At 52.6% G+C, this 16,655-nt stretch carries 10 protein-coding genes; all 10 read right to left on the minus strand.

Annotated features, from left to right (window positions below; translation table 11 throughout):
* Nucleotides 1–129 precede the first annotated feature (129 nt).
* Nucleotides 130–1,323 carry an acetyl-CoA C-acyltransferase FadA gene (fadA, locus tag ACVBEJ_RS01010; protein WP_447127720.1) on the minus strand — a complete coding sequence of 398 codons (1,194 nt, stop codon included), beginning with the start codon at nt 1,321–1,323 and terminating at the stop codon, nt 130–132.
* 2 nt (nt 1,324–1,325) lie between these two features.
* Nucleotides 1,326–3,491 (minus strand): fatty acid oxidation complex subunit alpha FadB, encoded by a 2,166-nt coding sequence (fadB, locus tag ACVBEJ_RS01015; protein ID WP_447127721.1) that lies wholly within the window; start codon nt 3,489–3,491, stop codon nt 1,326–1,328.
* A 146-nt stretch (nt 3,492–3,637) separates the two neighbouring features.
* Nucleotides 3,638–4,282 (minus strand): class I SAM-dependent methyltransferase, encoded by a 645-nt coding sequence (locus tag ACVBEJ_RS01020; protein ID WP_447127722.1) that lies wholly within the window; start codon nt 4,280–4,282, stop codon nt 3,638–3,640.
* Nucleotides 4,283–4,292: 10 nt separating this feature from the next.
* Nucleotides 4,293–5,447 (minus strand): iron-containing alcohol dehydrogenase, encoded by a 1,155-nt coding sequence (locus ACVBEJ_RS01025; RefSeq protein WP_447127723.1) that lies wholly within the window; start codon nt 5,445–5,447, stop codon nt 4,293–4,295.
* Nucleotides 5,448–5,554: 107 nt separating this feature from the next.
* Entirely contained in the window at nt 5,555–6,310 is a 756-nt protein-coding gene (locus ACVBEJ_RS01030; RefSeq protein ID WP_447127724.1) for a carbohydrate-binding family 9-like protein, read from the minus strand.
* Entirely contained in the window at nt 6,310–9,756 is a 3,447-nt protein-coding gene (locus ACVBEJ_RS01035; protein ID WP_447127725.1) for an indolepyruvate ferredoxin oxidoreductase family protein, read from the minus strand. Before ACVBEJ_RS01035 ends, ACVBEJ_RS01030 begins: the two co-directional genes overlap by 1 nt.
* A 3-nt stretch (nt 9,757–9,759) precedes the next feature.
* Nucleotides 9,760–11,208, minus strand: coding sequence for an aldehyde dehydrogenase (gene aldA, locus ACVBEJ_RS01040; protein ID WP_447127726.1), 1,449 nt, complete (start codon nt 11,206–11,208; stop codon nt 9,760–9,762).
* 225 nt (nt 11,209–11,433) lie between these two features.
* Nucleotides 11,434–12,306 (minus strand): SMP-30/gluconolactonase/LRE family protein, encoded by an 873-nt coding sequence (locus ACVBEJ_RS01045; RefSeq protein ID WP_447127727.1) that lies wholly within the window; start codon nt 12,304–12,306, stop codon nt 11,434–11,436.
* Nucleotides 12,303–13,682 carry an MFS transporter gene (locus tag ACVBEJ_RS01050; RefSeq protein ID WP_447127728.1) on the minus strand — a complete coding sequence of 460 codons (1,380 nt, stop codon included), beginning with the start codon at nt 13,680–13,682 and terminating at the stop codon, nt 12,303–12,305. The genes ACVBEJ_RS01045 and ACVBEJ_RS01050 overlap by 4 nt, the downstream gene beginning before the upstream one ends.
* Before the next feature lie 44 nt (nt 13,683–13,726).
* The gene (locus ACVBEJ_RS01055; protein ID WP_447127729.1) at nt 13,727–16,477 is read right to left on the minus strand and encodes a GH116 family glycosyl hydrolase; all 2,751 of its coding nucleotides are present in this window, start codon (nt 16,475–16,477) and stop codon (nt 13,727–13,729) included.
* Nucleotides 16,478–16,655: the final 178 nt, after the last annotated feature.

Consider the following 16,655-nt stretch of genomic DNA (forward strand, 5'->3'; position numbering starts at 1 on the left):
ACACACCGTGGGCTGCTGGGGTTTCCAGACCTTTGGCCGCAGGGATAGCGGCCAAAGAACGTACAAGGAAGCATTCACAGTGTGTCTGGAAACCCCAGTGCCTCATGGTGCACACGGGAAAGCAAACTTTTAATTCAACCGCTCCACCACCGTCGTAATCCCCTGCCCCAGGCCAATACACATGGTAGATACACCCAAAGTACCACCGTGTTGCTTCATGGCTCCCAGCAAGGTGCCGGTAATGCGTGTGCCGGAACAGCCAAACGGGTGCCCCAGGGCAATGGCGCCGCCGTGCAGGTTGACCTTGTCATCCATTTTGGCCAGCAGGTCCAGATCCTTCAGTACCGGTAATGCCTGGGCCGCAAACGCCTCGTTCAATTCCACGCAGTCGATATCGTCGATTTTCAGGCCGGCGCGCTTCAATGCTTTTTTGGTAGCGGGTACCGGGCCGTAACCCATAATGGAAGGGTCTACCCCTGCCAGTGCCATGGAGCGTATGCGCGCTACCGGTTCCACACCCAGTGCCTGTGCCCGCTCTGCGGACATCACCAACATGGTAGAGGCACCGTCAGACAGCTGGGATGAAGTGCCTGCGGTGATGGTGCCGTGTTTGGGGTCAAACACCGGTCGCAATGCCGATAGCCCTTCAAAATCCGTTTCCGGGCGAATGGTTTCGTCCGCCGTCACTGAAATCAGCCCGCCTTCGGCGTTGTGACCTTCCATGGGGATAATTTCACCGTCAAACCAGCCATTTTCGGTAGCGGCAGCAGCCCGTTGGTGGGAGCGCACGCCAAACTGATCCTGCTGTTTGCGGCTGATGCCGTGTAACTTGGCCAGGTATTCTGCGGTAAAGCCCATCATATTGGCGGCCTTGGCCACCGACAGGCTCAGCGCCGGGTTGATATCCACATCGTGATCCATGGGAATGTGCCCCAGGTGCTCTACCCCACCAACCACATAAATATCACCCAGGCCCGCCATAATATTGGCCGCAGCGGTGTGCAGTGCCGACATGGATGAACCGCACAGGCGGTTCACCGTCATGCCGGTGATGGTATGTGGCAGGCGGGTGCCGAGAACAATATTGCGGGCCACGTTAAAGGCCTGCTCCCGGGTTTGCATCACACAGCCCCAGATCAGGTCGTCGATTTCATCTTCCGGCACGTTGGGGTTGCGGTCCAGCAAGCCTTCAACCAACCGGGCCGACATATCGTCTGCACGCAGGTGGCGGAAGCAGCCATTCCTGGAACGGCCCATGGCAGTACGGGCGTAATCAACAATCACCACATCGCGAGCGGATAATTCATTTGAGTTCAACGCCATGATTACGCCTCCTTCAATCCGTAGTAAGTTTTGCCACTGGCCGCCATAGCAGCCATGGCTTCAGTGGGTTGGTAAAGGGGGCCCAGTTCTGCCAGGGGCTCCGCCATTGCGCAAAAAGTATCCAGGCCAATTTCATCCAGCCAGCGGAACACACCGCCGCGGAATGGCGGGAAGCCTACGCCGTAAATCAACGCCATGTCCGCTTCTGATGGTGAGGCGACGATGCCATCTTCCAGGCAACGAACCATCTCGGTACACATGGGCACCATAAAGCGGGCAACGATTTCCTCATCGCTGAATTGCCGCGGCTCAATGGCCTGACCACCACCCAGCAAGTCATAAACAGAGTCGTCCACCAGTTTTTTCGGCTTGCCTTTTTTATCCGCCTCGTAACGGTAAAAACCGGCGCCGGTTTTTTGCCCCAGGCGTTGGGCGGCAAACAGCCGCTGTAATGGGGAATCCTCTGCACCACTCATACGATCCGGGAAGCCTTTGGACATCACACCCAGTGCGTGTACCGAGGTATCAATACCCACCACATCCAGCAAATAAGCCGGGCCCATGGGCCAGCCCCATTTTTCCAGCACCTTGTCCACCTGCTGAAAATCGGCGCCAGCCCGCAACAATGCATCAAAACCCAGCACCGACGGGAACAGCACCCGATTAACCAAAAAGCCCGGGCAATCGTTTACCACTACCGGTTTTTTGCCCAGCGCCAATACATGAGCCACTGCCGCAGCTACGGTGGCATCGGCGGTTTTTTCGCCGCGAATAATTTCCACCAGTGGCATGGCGTGCACCGGGTTAAAGAAGTGCATGCCGCAAAATTGCTCTGGCCGTTGCAGGCCTTCCGCCAACTCGGTGATGGAAATGGTGGAGGTATTGGAGGTAAGGATGGCATCGTTGCCGATTACCTGCTCCACCTCGGCCAACACCTGCTTTTTGACCTTGGGGTTTTCCACCACCGCTTCCACCACCAGATCGGCGCTGGACAGCTCCACATCGTGCAGTGTGGGATTGATGCGGGAGAGGATTTCACCGGCTTTCAGCGGCGTCAGGCGGCCTTTGGTTACCCGCTTGTTGACCAATTTATTGGCTTCCGACAAACCCAGTTCCAGGGCGGGTTGAGCAATATCTTTCATCACCACCGGCATCCCTTTCAAGGCGTGTTGATAAGAAATACCACCACCCATAATGCCGGCCCCCAGAACCCCGGCAGAGGTCACTGGCTTATCGACAGTTTTGGCCAGTTTTTTGGCCACCTTGCCCAGGTATTGGTCATTGAGAAACAGGCCAATCATCGCCCGGCACTGAGGTGTTTCACCCACCTTGGCAAAGGCTTTTGATTCTTCCACCAAAGCGCCCTCTCGATCCAAAGACGCCGCTTTTGTCATCAAATCCACCGCCACTAATGGCGCCGGATAGTGCTTGCCCGCCTTCGCCGCCACCAGTGCGCGGCAGGTGGTGGCAGCCATCTGCAGCTCCACCGCATTCAATTGCAGGCGGCCGGTTTTGCGTTTGCGGCGACTGTGGTAGTCCAACTGGCCGTCGATGGCACGCTGTAGCATCTTCAGGGCTTCGTCCCGCAGCTGCTCCGGTGCCAGTACCGCGTCAACAGCACCGTCTTTCAGCGCCTGTGGCGGGCGCTTGTGGCCGCCGCTGGCAATCCACTCAACGGCATTATCAAAACCAATCAGCCGGGGCAGACGCACGGTGCCACCCCAACCGGGGATAATGCCCAGCTTGGTTTCCGGCAACCCCACCTGCGCTTCGGTGCTCATCACCCGAAAATCGCAAGCCAGGGAACATTCAAAACCGCCACCCAGAGCAAAGCCATTAATGGCCACCAGAGTGGGAAACGGCAAATCCTCCAAAGCACTGAAGTTGTCGTTGTTCTGCCTGGAAACTGCGCGCAGGCCATCCGCATTCAACTGCGACAACTCCATAAGGTCGGCGCCGACGATAAATACCGACTTGCCACTGGTCACCAGCAACCCCTTTACGCTGGAAGCGCTTTGCAGAACTTGCAGCGCTTCGCCGAGCTCGCGCACGGTTTGCTGATTGAATTTGTTGACTGAATCCGACTGGTTGTCAAAGCACATCTCGGCAATGCCTGACTCCTGCACAACCACCGACAGCGCTTCTCCTTTATAGAGAGTGTCATTCATAACGTATTCTTCCGAATTAAGGATTCCGAATTAAGGGTTCCAATTTTAGGCCTAACGACTTGAGTGTAATGCGAGTGTCATATCGTGACCAGAATTACGACCATGGTTTCGTAAATATTTACTGCCTTGTTTGTGACTCTGCGGTTTTATTCGGTGACGGGTTTCTGCAACAAAATCACATCAGCGCCCACAAACTCCACGCTAGCGCCCCACTGTCCCGCCAACCACTGAAAAGTCTCGCGGCTGAAAAAGCAGATATGAGTCTTATCATTTTTGTAGTGCCACTGCCGGAAAGCATCCCGATCAATCACCAGCTTGGTCATCACCCCAAGCCAACCACCCGGTTTTAGCAGACCCCAGAGGCGCTGTAGCTCCAAACCGGGCTGCGACAAATGCTCCACCACTTCGGTGGCGACAATAAAGTCGTACTGTTTGTCCAGAACACGGCTGTCCGGGTAATAAAAGCAGTCGTACAAACTTATGGAATGGCCCACCTCCCGAAACATCGCCGCCAGCGCCGGACCGGGGCCACAGCCAAAGTCCAGACCCTCGCCGCCTGTTGGCAAGCGTTCTGACAGCGGAGTGAAAAGGCGGCTGAGAAAGCGACGATAACCGGGGTCGTCAATGTCGTTTTGATGAAGATCGTACTCCGCCTTTTCCTGTTCAGGGGACAAGTGCTGGTTCGGTGGTACAAATACCAACTGGCAGCGGTTACAGCACAGGTAGTGGTGGAACTTGTCCTGATGATATGGCTGACAGTCTGCCGCAGAGCACAGTGGGCATAAATTCAAAGTATGACACTCATAAAGCCGCTATAAGAATTTCTTCACAGGTGGCCAGGTCAACATCCCCTTTCTCTCCCTGGTTGAGCATGCCATGCTTCTTCAGGCTGTTGATCAAATCCTGTATTGCATCTTTCGCTACTCCTTCGTGGGAGAGTCGAGTGGGCATATTCAAATCTTGGAAAAAAATTTCCGTAAACTGGATTGCCTGGTCTATTTTTATACTATCTTCACCATCAGTAAGACCCCATACCCGTTCAGCGTATTGCAATAGTTTTTCTCGCTTGGCTTCTTTTCGCAATTTCAAGTTGGCCGGCACAATTATCGACAGAGTGCGGGCATGGTCTATACCGAACATTGCGGTTAACTCATGCCCGATCCCGTGGCTACTCCAATCCTGGGGAACACCGGAGCCAATCAGTCCATTCAATGCCAGCGTAGCAGACCACATAATGTTGGAGCGAATATCTATATCCTCCCTGTTTTCGAACACCGAGCCACCTTCTTCAATCAGCGTCTGCAACAATCCTTCTGCAAAGCGATCTTGAACCTTTCCATTGACCGGGTATGTCAAATACTGCTCCAGAGTATGCACAAAAGCATCAACAACGCCATTGCATATCTGCCGGTCAGACAAAGTCAGGGTTATACTCGGATCCAAAATAGCAAACCGGGGTGTGACATGCGGGCTGCCAAAGGGTAACTTACTGCCATCGCGGGTAAGCACCGCACCAATATTGGTTTCGGTGCCTGTGGCGGGCAATGTCAGCACACAACCCAGCGGCAATGCAGCTTCTACCGCAGCGCCCTTGGCCAGAATATCCCAGGGATCGTCGCCCTGATAACAGGCCGCAGCTGCAGCGAATTTTGATCCATCAATAACCGAGCCACCACCTACAGCGAGAATATAGGTGATGCCGTGCTCTTTGATCAGGGCAACTGCTTGCATCATTTTTTCGTAGGTAGGATTAGGCTCAATACCTGGAAACTCGATGACATTTTCATGCTCTTTCAGGGCTTCACGCACCTGATCATAGACGCCATTTTGTTTGATGGAGCCACTGCCGTAGGTCATCAATATTTTTGCATCCCGGGGAATTTCATTCGCAATATTGGTAATTTGGCCTTCGCCAAAATGAACACGGGTGGGATTGTGAAAAGTAAAGTTAAGCATCTTACTTATGCCTCCTAAAAACCAGATTCTCTCAAATAGCACCGCGACACCTTTTCCAGCGCCAATGCTATGGAAACTATTTGTTAAATAGTGTTTTTTTGAAAAAACTATTGAGTCAAACGAAATAAACCAAAGGCACTGCTGACATGAAAATCCGGCTGCGGAACCTGAGGATTAACCCAACTGATCCAACGGCTGACAAGACCGGCATCGGTATGACTGAACTCTCCCCGAAACACACCAGCCATCAAGGTATTTTCTGCAGACAGCAAACCCAGAGTGCGCAGTGTTTGTAATGGAATACGCGCTTCAACCTGGTAGCGAGATTCACTGTCAGACGCCACCACGTCCAGGCCAGGCATTGTCCAATCAAAGTCGAACTTGCGGTGGTACTGTGCCGAAAAATCCAGCACGCGGCCTTTGGGATCGATCTCTATGCCGTAATAACGGGGCAGCTCAGTTCCGTTTTCGGATTTCACCGGCTGTTCCAGCACACCGGGCGCGAAAAACAGTTCCACACGGTCCTCATTGCCGATGTCCAACTCTTGTGTCAGCTGGTCCAGGGCAACGATATCCGCGTCATGTGCAACAAATACGAAGTACAGGTATTGATCGTCCCAAAGCGCCTGAAAACGCGTGTTTGGAACCGACTCTTCTCGCCAGGGATAGTGAAACTCGCTTGATAGTACAGGCGCATTTTGCCAGGCAGCATCGTCCACACGACCATCGATGGTAACCCCCTCTGGCGACACTCGAGAAACGGTATACAGGCTATCCTGCACAAGCGAATCCGCTTGTGCAGGCGCGCTGCAAACACCAGCAGCCAATAGCCAGGGGGCGAGAATGGCTGCCGGTCTGCCCATCAAGCGACCTTAACTATTTGATCGGCCATGGCAAACTGGGTTTGCAAGCGGCTCTTTTCTGCTCGCATACGCGCGATATGATCTTCCTTCACGTGGCCAAAACCCCGTACCTGTTCCGGTAATTCCGCCAACGCCACTGCGGTATCGTAGTTGGCCGCCGTCAGCTTGCCGAGGATGTTCTCCAGCATGGCTTCGTAGTCAGCAATCAACTGACGCTCCATTTTGCGCTCGGCGGTATAGCCAAACACATCCAGTGCCGTGCCACGGAGCTTCTTCAACGGTGCCAGCAATTTGAATGCAGACAACATCCAACTACCGAACTCGCGTTTAATCAAATTGCCAGTGACTTTGTCGCGCTTGGAAATCAAAGGTGGTGCCAAATTGAACTTTAATTTAACGTCGCCAGTAAATGTGCCTTTCAAGTTCTGCATAAATTCTGGACTGGAGTACAACCGTGCCACTTCGTATTCATCTTTGTAGGCCAGCAACTTAAAGTAGTATTTGGCCACTGCAGTAGACAGTGCCTGCAAGCCAATACCCAGCTCAGCTTCTTTGTTCGCCACCTGCTCCACAAGCGCCCTGTAGCGGTGGGCGTAGGCTTCATCCTGATAATCCACCAAAAACTCGCTGCGATGGGCGACGATGGCATTGCGGTCATCACTATCGAAAGCCAGGTTTTTCTCAGTGGATGACAGCTTGTCGGCATTGATCATTCCGGCCGCCAGCTGCCGCCCCAGCAGGAAGGCCTGCTGGTTCATAGACACCGCTGCACCATTGATTTCAATGGCCTGGTTAATGGAATCCGCCGACAGGGGAATCAGGCCTTTCTGGTAGGCATAACCCAGCATCAGCAAATTGCCGCCGATGGAATTACCCAGGTATTTCACTGCCATATCGGTAGAGGCAATAAACTCCACCTGCTCTTTACCTACCCAGTTTTCCAGCAGTGATTGCAATTCTTCCGCCGGGAATTCCAGATCGGCGTTGCGGGTAAAGTCGCCAGGCATCACTTCCTGCGAATTCACCAGCACCTGGGTTTTGTCCTTACGCATGGTTTCCAGCGCTTCACCACCGGCAGTCACCACCGAGTCGCAACCCAGTACCAAATCGGCACCACCAGAGGCAATGCGTATGGTGCCAATATCCTGCGATGTGGGCGCCAGGCGCAAGTGGGACATTACCGCCCCACCCTTCTGGGCCAGGCCGGTCATATCCAGAACCGCAAAACCTTTGCCTTCAATATGAGCGGCCATACCCAACAGCGCGCCCACGGTGACTACGCCAGTGCCGCCAACGCCGGTAATTACCACACTATACCCCTGGTTCAGTGAGGCAACTGCAGGTTCCGGCGGCATCATGGTGATTTGTTCTTCCGCTTCGGCTTTTTTCAGGCTACCACCCAGTACGGTGACAAAGCTGGGGCAAAAACCGTTCACACAAGAATAGTCTTTGTTACAAGCGGACTGGTCGATCTCGCGCTTGCGGCCAAGCTCGGTTTCTTTGGGCAGTATGGCGGTACAGTTAGACGCCACACCGCAATCGCCACAGCCTTCGCATATCTTGCTGTTGATAAACAGGCGCTTGGCGGGGTCGGGATACAACTTGCGCTTGCGACGGCGGCGCTTTTCCGCAGCGCAGGTCTGGTCGTATATCAATACGGTAGTGCCAGGAATGCCCCGCAGCTCACGCTGTACTGCATTCAGGTCTCGGCGATGATACACCTTGGTTCCTGGAGGCCAGTTAATATTCTGGTACTTGTGCGGTTCATCGGTGACCACTTTCACCGCTTTCACACCTTCGCTGTAAACCTGCCAGGCAATGCTGTGAGGGTTCAAAGTGCCGTCGTGGGGCTGACCGCCGGTCATGGCCACCGCATCGTTGTACAGAATTTTAAAGGTGATATTGGTGCCCGCTGCCACAGTGGAACGAATCGCCATATTGCCGGAGTGGAAGTAAGTTCCGTCACCCAGGTTTTGGAAAATATGGTCCGTACCCGAAAACGGGGCTTCGCCAATCCAGGTACCACCTTCGCCGCCCATCTGGCTGTAGCCGTCGACGTTGCGATCCATAAATTGCGACATCCAGGCGCAGCCGATACCAGCCATGCCACGGCTGCCTTCCGGCAGTTTGGTGGAGCTGCTGTGGGGGCAACCGGCACAGAAATAGAAGGTGCGCTTCATGGAGGCCTGTGGCTCTTCACGGGCTTCCAGTTGGTGAATATCCGCCAAGCGATTCTTCAGCTCAGCATCGTCCACTTTGGCGAGAATGGCTTCGGCGATGGTAGAGGCGACAATATTGCTGTTCAGGTCAAGGATGCTGCGCAGCAACTCGTTACCTTGCTCATCGGATTTGCCGATGATCATGGGGGCATCGTCCTGGCCGTAGAAGGCATCTTTTAGCTGATGCTCGATGAGGTTGCGCTTCTCCTCAACCACCAATACGGTTTCCAGGCCCTGACACACCTGTTTGGCCATTTGCTGTTCCAGCGGCCAAACCATGCCCACTTTGTACACGCGCAGTCCTAACTGTTCGGCGCGGGCTTCGTCGATGCCGAGATCCGACAAAGCCTGACGAACATCCAGGTAGGATTTACCAGTGGTCACAATACCCAATTTGGCGTTGCTGGAGTCCATCACCACCCGGTCGAGTTTGTTGGCTCGGCAGTAAGCTTGGGCGGCTTTCAGTTTGTAGCGGTGCAGACGCACTTCCTGTGGGCGCGGCATATCTCCCAGGCGAATATTGACGCCGTCTTCCGGCAGTTCAAAATCTTCGGGAATCACGCTGTTGAACTTATCCAGGGATAAGTCCGCCGACACGGTGGAACTCACGGTATCGTGCACGCATTTGATGCCCACCCAGCAGCCGCTGTAGCGAGACATGGCCCAACCGTGCAGGCCGTATTCGACAATCTCTTCCACACCCGCCGGATTTAATGTCGGCATCATGGCGTCCACCATGGCGAATTCGCTCTGGTGGCAGGTGGTGGAAGATTCGCAGGTGTGGTCGTCCCCCAGCAGGGCAATTACGCCACCGTTTGGGGAAGTGCCAGACAGGTTGGCGTGACGGAAGGCATCACCGGTGCGGTCTACACCCGGGCCTTTGGCGTACCAGATACCGAATACACCATCAAACTCACTTTCGTCCCGCAGGCCCACTTGTTGTGAACCCCAAACGGCAGTGGCAGCCATTTCTTCGTTAACGCCAGGTTGGAAAACGACGTCGTTTTTCTTGAGGAAATCCTCGGCTTTCAGCAGCTGTAAATCCAGACCACCCAGGGGCGAGCCCCGGTAGCCAGAGATAAAGCAACCGGTTTTCAAACCGTTTTTCTGGTCCAGCTCGCGCTGCATCATCGGCAAGCGCACCAGTGCCTGGGTGCCAGTTAAGTACACCCGGCCGTTCTGGGTGTACTTGTCATCCAGAGATACTTTCTTTGGGTCTTTGGACATCAATCAAGTTTCCTGAATGTAAGTAACGTGTGTTTCCATAAACTCGTACAGACCGTGCTTGCCATCAGCACCACCAATGCCGGACTGTTTGACGCCAGCGTGGTAGCCCTGGAAAGCTTCCATGTGTTCACGGTTTACGTAAGTTTCACCAAACTCCAGTTCGCGGCTGGCTTTCATGGCAGCGTTCAAATCGTTGGTAAAGATGGATGAGGTCAACCCCATAACACTGTCGTTGGCCAGAGCAATGCCTTCGTCCAAATCGGAGATGACCCGCACAGGTAACACCGGGCCGAAGATTTCATCGCGCATCACCGCCATATCGTCACTGCAATTGGCAAGTACCGTAGGTTGGTAGAAATTGCCTTCCCGGTCTGGCGCCTGGCCACCAGTGAGCACTTCTGCACCCTTGTCGCGGGCAGCATCCACCATAGCGGATATCTCCGATACCGCAGTAGCGCTTACCTGCGGCCCCATATCCAGTTCTTCACCGGCATCATGGGACAACAGCGGGTTGCCGTAGCGTACTTGCGACATGGCTTTGGTCAGTTTATCGAGAAACTCGTCCTGAATACCTTGCTGCACATACACACGCTCGGCGCAGTTACACACCTGGCCGGAATTGATAACCCGGGACTCGACAATTTTCTGCACAGCCAAATCCACATCCGCATCGGCCATTACCAGTACCGGTGCTTTACCACCTAATTCCAGATTCACTTTGGTAATATTTTCTGCCGCGTCACGCATAATGGCGCGACCCGTGGGAATACTGCCGGTAAAGGTCACCAGCCCCACATCCGGGTGACGGGACAATGCCGAGCCGATAACGGAACCACGGCCACTCACCAGGTTGAATACGCCGTCGGGAATGTCGGTATTTTCCAACAGCCTGGCAAATTCGTGAGCATTGATGGGTGTTTCCTGACTGGGCTTGATCACAATGGTATTGCCGGTTAATAGAGCCGGTGCCATCTTGCGAGCAATCAGAAAAAACGGAAAATTCCAGGGCAAAATGCCCGCTACTACGCCGATGGGCTTGTAGCGCAGGAACATGTGTTCATTTGGGCGGTCACTGGTAATCACTTCACCCTCAATGCGGCGCGCCCATTCTGCGGTATAGTCAAAATACGCTGCGGCAAAGTCCACCTCTGCCTGCGCAAGGGGCATCACCTTGCCCTGCTCCCGGCTGATGGTGCGTGCCAGATGATCGGCATTGGCACGTATCTGGTCCGCCACCTGATACAGCACCTGAGAGCGATCCACCGCGCCACGGCTGGCCCAAGCTTTCTGTGCCGCCTTTGCTGCAGCTACTGCCGCGTCCACCTCCGCTTGTGAGCTATTGGGTATGTGCCCGATCAGCTGATCGTCAGCAGGATTGAATACCTCCAGCTTGCTATCGATTGCGACAAATTGACCATTGATGTAGTTATCGTAAGAAAGTGGTGCAGACATAGTTGTCTCCTTGAGAACGCATATATGAAAACCAGTACCACCGAACGATCACTAACAGGTGGACACGGTTTTATAACAACAGACGCACTAGGCGCAATGTTGCAGATGATTACATGATATGAATTTTAGCGAGGCGGCAAGTATTCATAAAATTTATTTTATTGATGGTTATTTATCATCAATATCAATAAAAAATAAATATGTAAAGGCCCGCTGCCACAGAATTCAACACAGCCCGTTAAATGTCTTGGACCTGGCCCCGGTTACACCGGGCTGACACACAAAACAACGGCCGGAATTCGGATACGCCTGCCAGTCAGAGTCTGCCATTGCCAATGAAGCCGTGGTGATATAAAGCTCATTCCGATCAGCGCCCCCGAAACACACAGACGTAACCTTGCGGCAGGGAACGTCCACTTTTTCAAGAATCTGGCCATCGGATGGATCAATCCGCAATACCGCATAGCCATCCCACAGAGCGAGCCACAGCATACCCTCATCATCGATGGTCATACCGTCAGGGTAGGCTGGCTCCGGGACGCTGAAAATTGACCTGCGGTTTTCCAGTTGCAGAGTTTCCGGGTTGTAGTCAAATGCGCAGACGTTTCGCGTGGGAGAATCCACGTAATAAAAACAGCTTTCGTCCGCACTCCAGCACAACCCATTGGAAACGGTAATACCACTGAGCACTTGTGTGGTATTTAACCCGGCGTCGACAACATACAGGCCGCCCAGTGGTTCCTGCTCATGGAGTTTATCCATAGAACCGAGCCAGAAGCGACCGCGGGCATCGCACTTGCCGTCATTAAAACGCAGTGCCGGGTCAGCCATCCTGAAATGGCCCGCTGGCTGACAGTTGCGGCCATCAAAATGATAAATACCGTCTTCAAGACCAAGATAAAAGCTGTCACCCTGCGCAGGAACCGCACAACCAATCATTGAAGGCGTTTGCAACAGACAGGACTCCTCCCCGGTTGCAGAGCGTTTATTCAAGCGCTGACCGGTTATGTCTATCCAGTAAAAATCACCATTATGCCAGACTGGGCCTTCGCCCAGCTCCGATGCAGTTTGTGTGCAAACACTAACTGATATTGTCACGGTACAACTTTGCCGAGGAGACGGGACTGGCGTTTATCCAGGTATTTCCTGATAACCCCATGACGATGGGCAGTAATGGGGAAATACAGAATCAGTATAGTAACAGCGAAAGTCAAAATTGCGGGAATAAACCCCATCACCGCTTTAATACCAAACGCAGATTCTGCATCGTGCATATCCAGCGACGGATCAAACCCGAACAAGGCTGCCAGTGAAAAGGCAACGGCTCCCCCCAGCCCCTGAAAAGATTTGTACATAAACGTGTGTACGGCGTAATAAGTGGCCGACTGCTCGACACCGCTTTTGTATGTACCGTAATCGGAAATGTCACCCAGCATGGCGGTTGGCAGTGCCCACCAGGCCGCTTGAGCCATTTGCAAAAAGCCAAATACGATCAAGTACTGATAGAACGCTGATTCTCCCGGCTCAATAAAACCAAGGGCAACGAAACCAATGGTATTCATCAACGCGCCAAGTGCATAAGCTCGATGTTTTTCTATGCGCTTTGCCAGCTTAACCCACAGTGGAATACATATGATATTCAGTGGGAAACACACCACATAAATAATCGCCGCTGATTCAGCCAACCCCAAATAACTACTTAAATGCAGATAGGCAACAGCCACCTGCATACCGTTGCCAATAAAGAAAATGGCCATTGCCAACACAAAAAACTGAAGCGGCTTATTCCACTTGAGGGTTTTCAGTGTAGTGCGCATATTGGGGCGTTCTTGCGTCTCAACCACCTCTCCTGCCGGGCAGTATTTAAGGCAGAAAAATAGCGTTAACGGAAACAGGACAAGCAGCACCCAGAACGCCACTTCCAGTGTACGCCCGTCGTATTCTTTACTGGCGTCTGACCATTGAACGCCGTGAACCACTACATCGAAGGCAGCAATAATCAGCGGCAGAGCAAAAAAGGCAAACGCCCCCAAAAACAGCAACCCCATGCGATAACTAAAAATTCGCGTGCGCTCGTGATAGCTGCGCGATAACTCACTGCCCCAGGCAAGGTGAGGGATTTCGATCAGCGTCCAACCTAGATAGCAAAACAGGAATGCAATAAAGAAATAGAACGGCGTAACATTTTCCGGGGGGATATACAGAAAATAACAGGCCACAATTGACACCAGCGTACCGGCAACAATCCAGGTTTTACGGCCACCCCGACGATTCCGGGTTCGGTCAGAAAACAGGCCTATGGCCGGATCCGTCAGAGCATCAAAAAAACGACAGATAACAATAAAAAAAGCAATGTCTGATAATTTGAGGCCAAATTCTCGGGTATATACCCCCTGAATAATACTACCCGCAGGCCCGATCATTATTGCCAGGCAAAAAACCGGCAGAGCGTACAGCAGCAACTTCTTATTCACTGGTTCCCTCCCGGCAATCACACTGGAGCATATGTATTTCCTGTTTATTTTTTATATTGGATGTGAATATCTACACAATCATTGGCACAAAGCCTGATGTTACTATCCAGCGATACAGATAATTCGCTGCTCGCATGGGTGTACTCAATGGTAAGTGGCTCCTGATTCAGTGACACGTAAACATCATCAATGTCCGAGCCATTATCTGTTGTCAGCGTCACTTGAGACAGCTGCAATTCACCGTAACTCAACCGGATGCTTGCGTTGTGCTGACCGTCCACGATTGTTTGTGCAAACGTACCCCAGCCCAGTGAAACGGTAAAGGGCGCCCGGAAGTTTTCCGGAGTCAGTCGAGGATTAAAGCCAATCTGGCCTTTGGGGCCGTGATACGTAAAGCCGCAAAGATTCAGAAACACTCCGTAGCTTGCCATAGCCCGGCTGTAGTGATCGGAACATTCCACTTCATTCCAGGGGTTGCGCTTGGACGGGTGATAACGATCGTGGATTGTACGAGTTATTGCCAGACCTTCCTCTATCAAGCCCTCGGCTATCATGTGCGAAGCCACCTGATACTCAAAGCCAGTCATGCATTCGTTTAAATAACCTTCAGAGGTCACATCCAGCCCCAGCAAGGTCTGCTCAAACTCCGCACGATTGCAATCTTCCCTGGGCCAAGTACACATTAACAGGCCACCTTCACCGGGCATGGCGTACCAGCGTCCACCTTCTACTTCTTTGAAGTTTTCCCGATAAGGGCCAACGTCCGGCGCGTAGTTGTATTTCCACAGGGCTTTAAGGGCAGAGACGGCTTGATCCCTGGGAACCACTCGTTCCAACCCCAGTTGAATGGCATAACCCTGACCGAATACCTGATCAATATAACAACCTTCGGTAAGATCCATGGACTCCGGGTATTCAGAGTTTGGCTGGTGGATAAAGTACTCGCCATTGAACAGTTCATCGACAATGCGTTTCTGGCCTTCCTGCAGCAAGCGGTCACAGGTCTGCGCAAAATCTTTGTCTTCCATCTCACCCGCCATCGCTTTGCCCGCAGCCAAAGCAGCCAGATACAGAGAACTTATCCAGGGAATTTTGCCGTGCCAGGTAACGTCCAGAGTATTGAACTGAGGAGCGTTCAGCAGGCCCTGACCTGTAGGATCCAGTGTAATCATAAATTCCAGGGATTTTTTCACTTTTGGCCAGATAGACGTCAGGAATTCACTATCGGGGGATATGCTGTGCTCGCGGTACACGCGAATAATAGTACCCAGTTGGCCATCGGCGGCAAAAAACGCATCGGAATTATTTTCCGACTTCATGTTAACGCCTTCGCTGTGATCACTGGCTTCCGCCCGATAGCCAATGGAGCCATCGTTAGCAAAGGCTATTCCATAGTCGATGTCTTTACGCACTGAACGTTCCAGTTGCGGAAATAATCGCGCCACAGCCTGGGCATAGTGCCACACGTGTTGGCAGGTACCCGGACAGCAGTCCACCCCTTCCCAGGCATAAAAGCGACCGTTATCAAACCGGTGGCAGGTTTGTGTAGCCAGGGTAGAGGTATTTATAAAGGTGCGATTTAGCAGCCAGTATGGCAACGTTGAGTCATACCAGGTGGACACCCAAAGCCGCGTGTTCCCAGCCAGCGCTGTATAGTTTTCCGCTACGTATTCAGTGACGGCCTCACTGGACGTGAATTGAGTGGAATAATAGCGCCGGTAAGATTCAATATCGGGAATATCTTCCAGAGTAGAGTGGAAGACATAACCGCCACAATACGCCGGAAAATACCAGGCAACAGCAAAACACACTTCTTTTTCTTCGCCGGGTTGCAGCGTCAACTCACAACCAATACTACCTACGGTTTTTGTACCAAAAGGCTGACGGCTCTCGTCCTGATTAACTTCTGGCAATAATTCGGCAAATACAGTTTCCACTATGGCGTCATACCCTGTATCGCCACGCAAGTGAGCGCACCCTGAATGACCATAATCTCTGGTCAGCAGGCTGAGAGTCATGTTTCCAAAACCGTCCAACTCAGACAAGTCTTGATCCGATTCCGAGTCTGCATAGCAGCTTAATCGAACGGCACTCCCCGAATCCGCCACTGTGTTGTGGCGCACGCCGGAGGCTGTTTCTTCGTCGTAACGACAAACCTTGTTTTCCAACCAGCCTGCCAGGGTTACCGATACTGGCTTATCGCTGGTGTTCTTCAAACGGTAGGCCATAACCGTGGCGGGCAAGCCGGAATTATCATCATCCATTGGCGTAAATGGAGAAAACGCCTGCAGCTCTACAGCAACTGGGCAACCCGTATCTTTATAACTCACATAGCCAATAGGGTAACGACCCTCAAACTCCACGTCGCTGAAGCCACTGGCATCCAGACGCCTGACCTGTGTGTGTTCTCCCTGCTGAATACGCAGGGCGAAACCCTGATCAAGAGGCGATTTGACTTCTACCGGGTTAGCGTAGTGATAACCTCTAGGATCTATCAACTCTCCAGAACCACCATATGCTTTAAACACATCCCAGTGCCACAAGCGACCATCACCACTCAGATAAACCTGGCCTGTGCAGATACCACTAACCGGCATACCGATATATTTCAGGTCGTCACCAGAGTACACCTCTGGCGCACCACGTTCATAGAGGGATTGCAACCACTCAGGGGACAGGTTTTTCTCCTGCGGAATCATCTGGGTAAACTTCGCCAGATTTGTTTTCGGGGATGAACAACTTCCACCGGTGTCACAGCAGGAGGTATTTTCTTTCGCGATTTCTGTACAATTCATAGCTATTCTATCTATCTCAGAGTGTAAAAAAAGAAGCAACAAGCCCTGGATCCTGCGTCAGACATAACGGCATACATACCCATTGATGCCAGTGCATTCTGTAAAGCCAATATCAAAGAAAGAAGCACGGAAACCCAACCGCGAATTTCCGTGCTTGTTTGTGGCAAAGTTACTGCCA

This window comes from Porticoccus sp. GXU_MW_L64 (genome assembly GCF_052983295.1).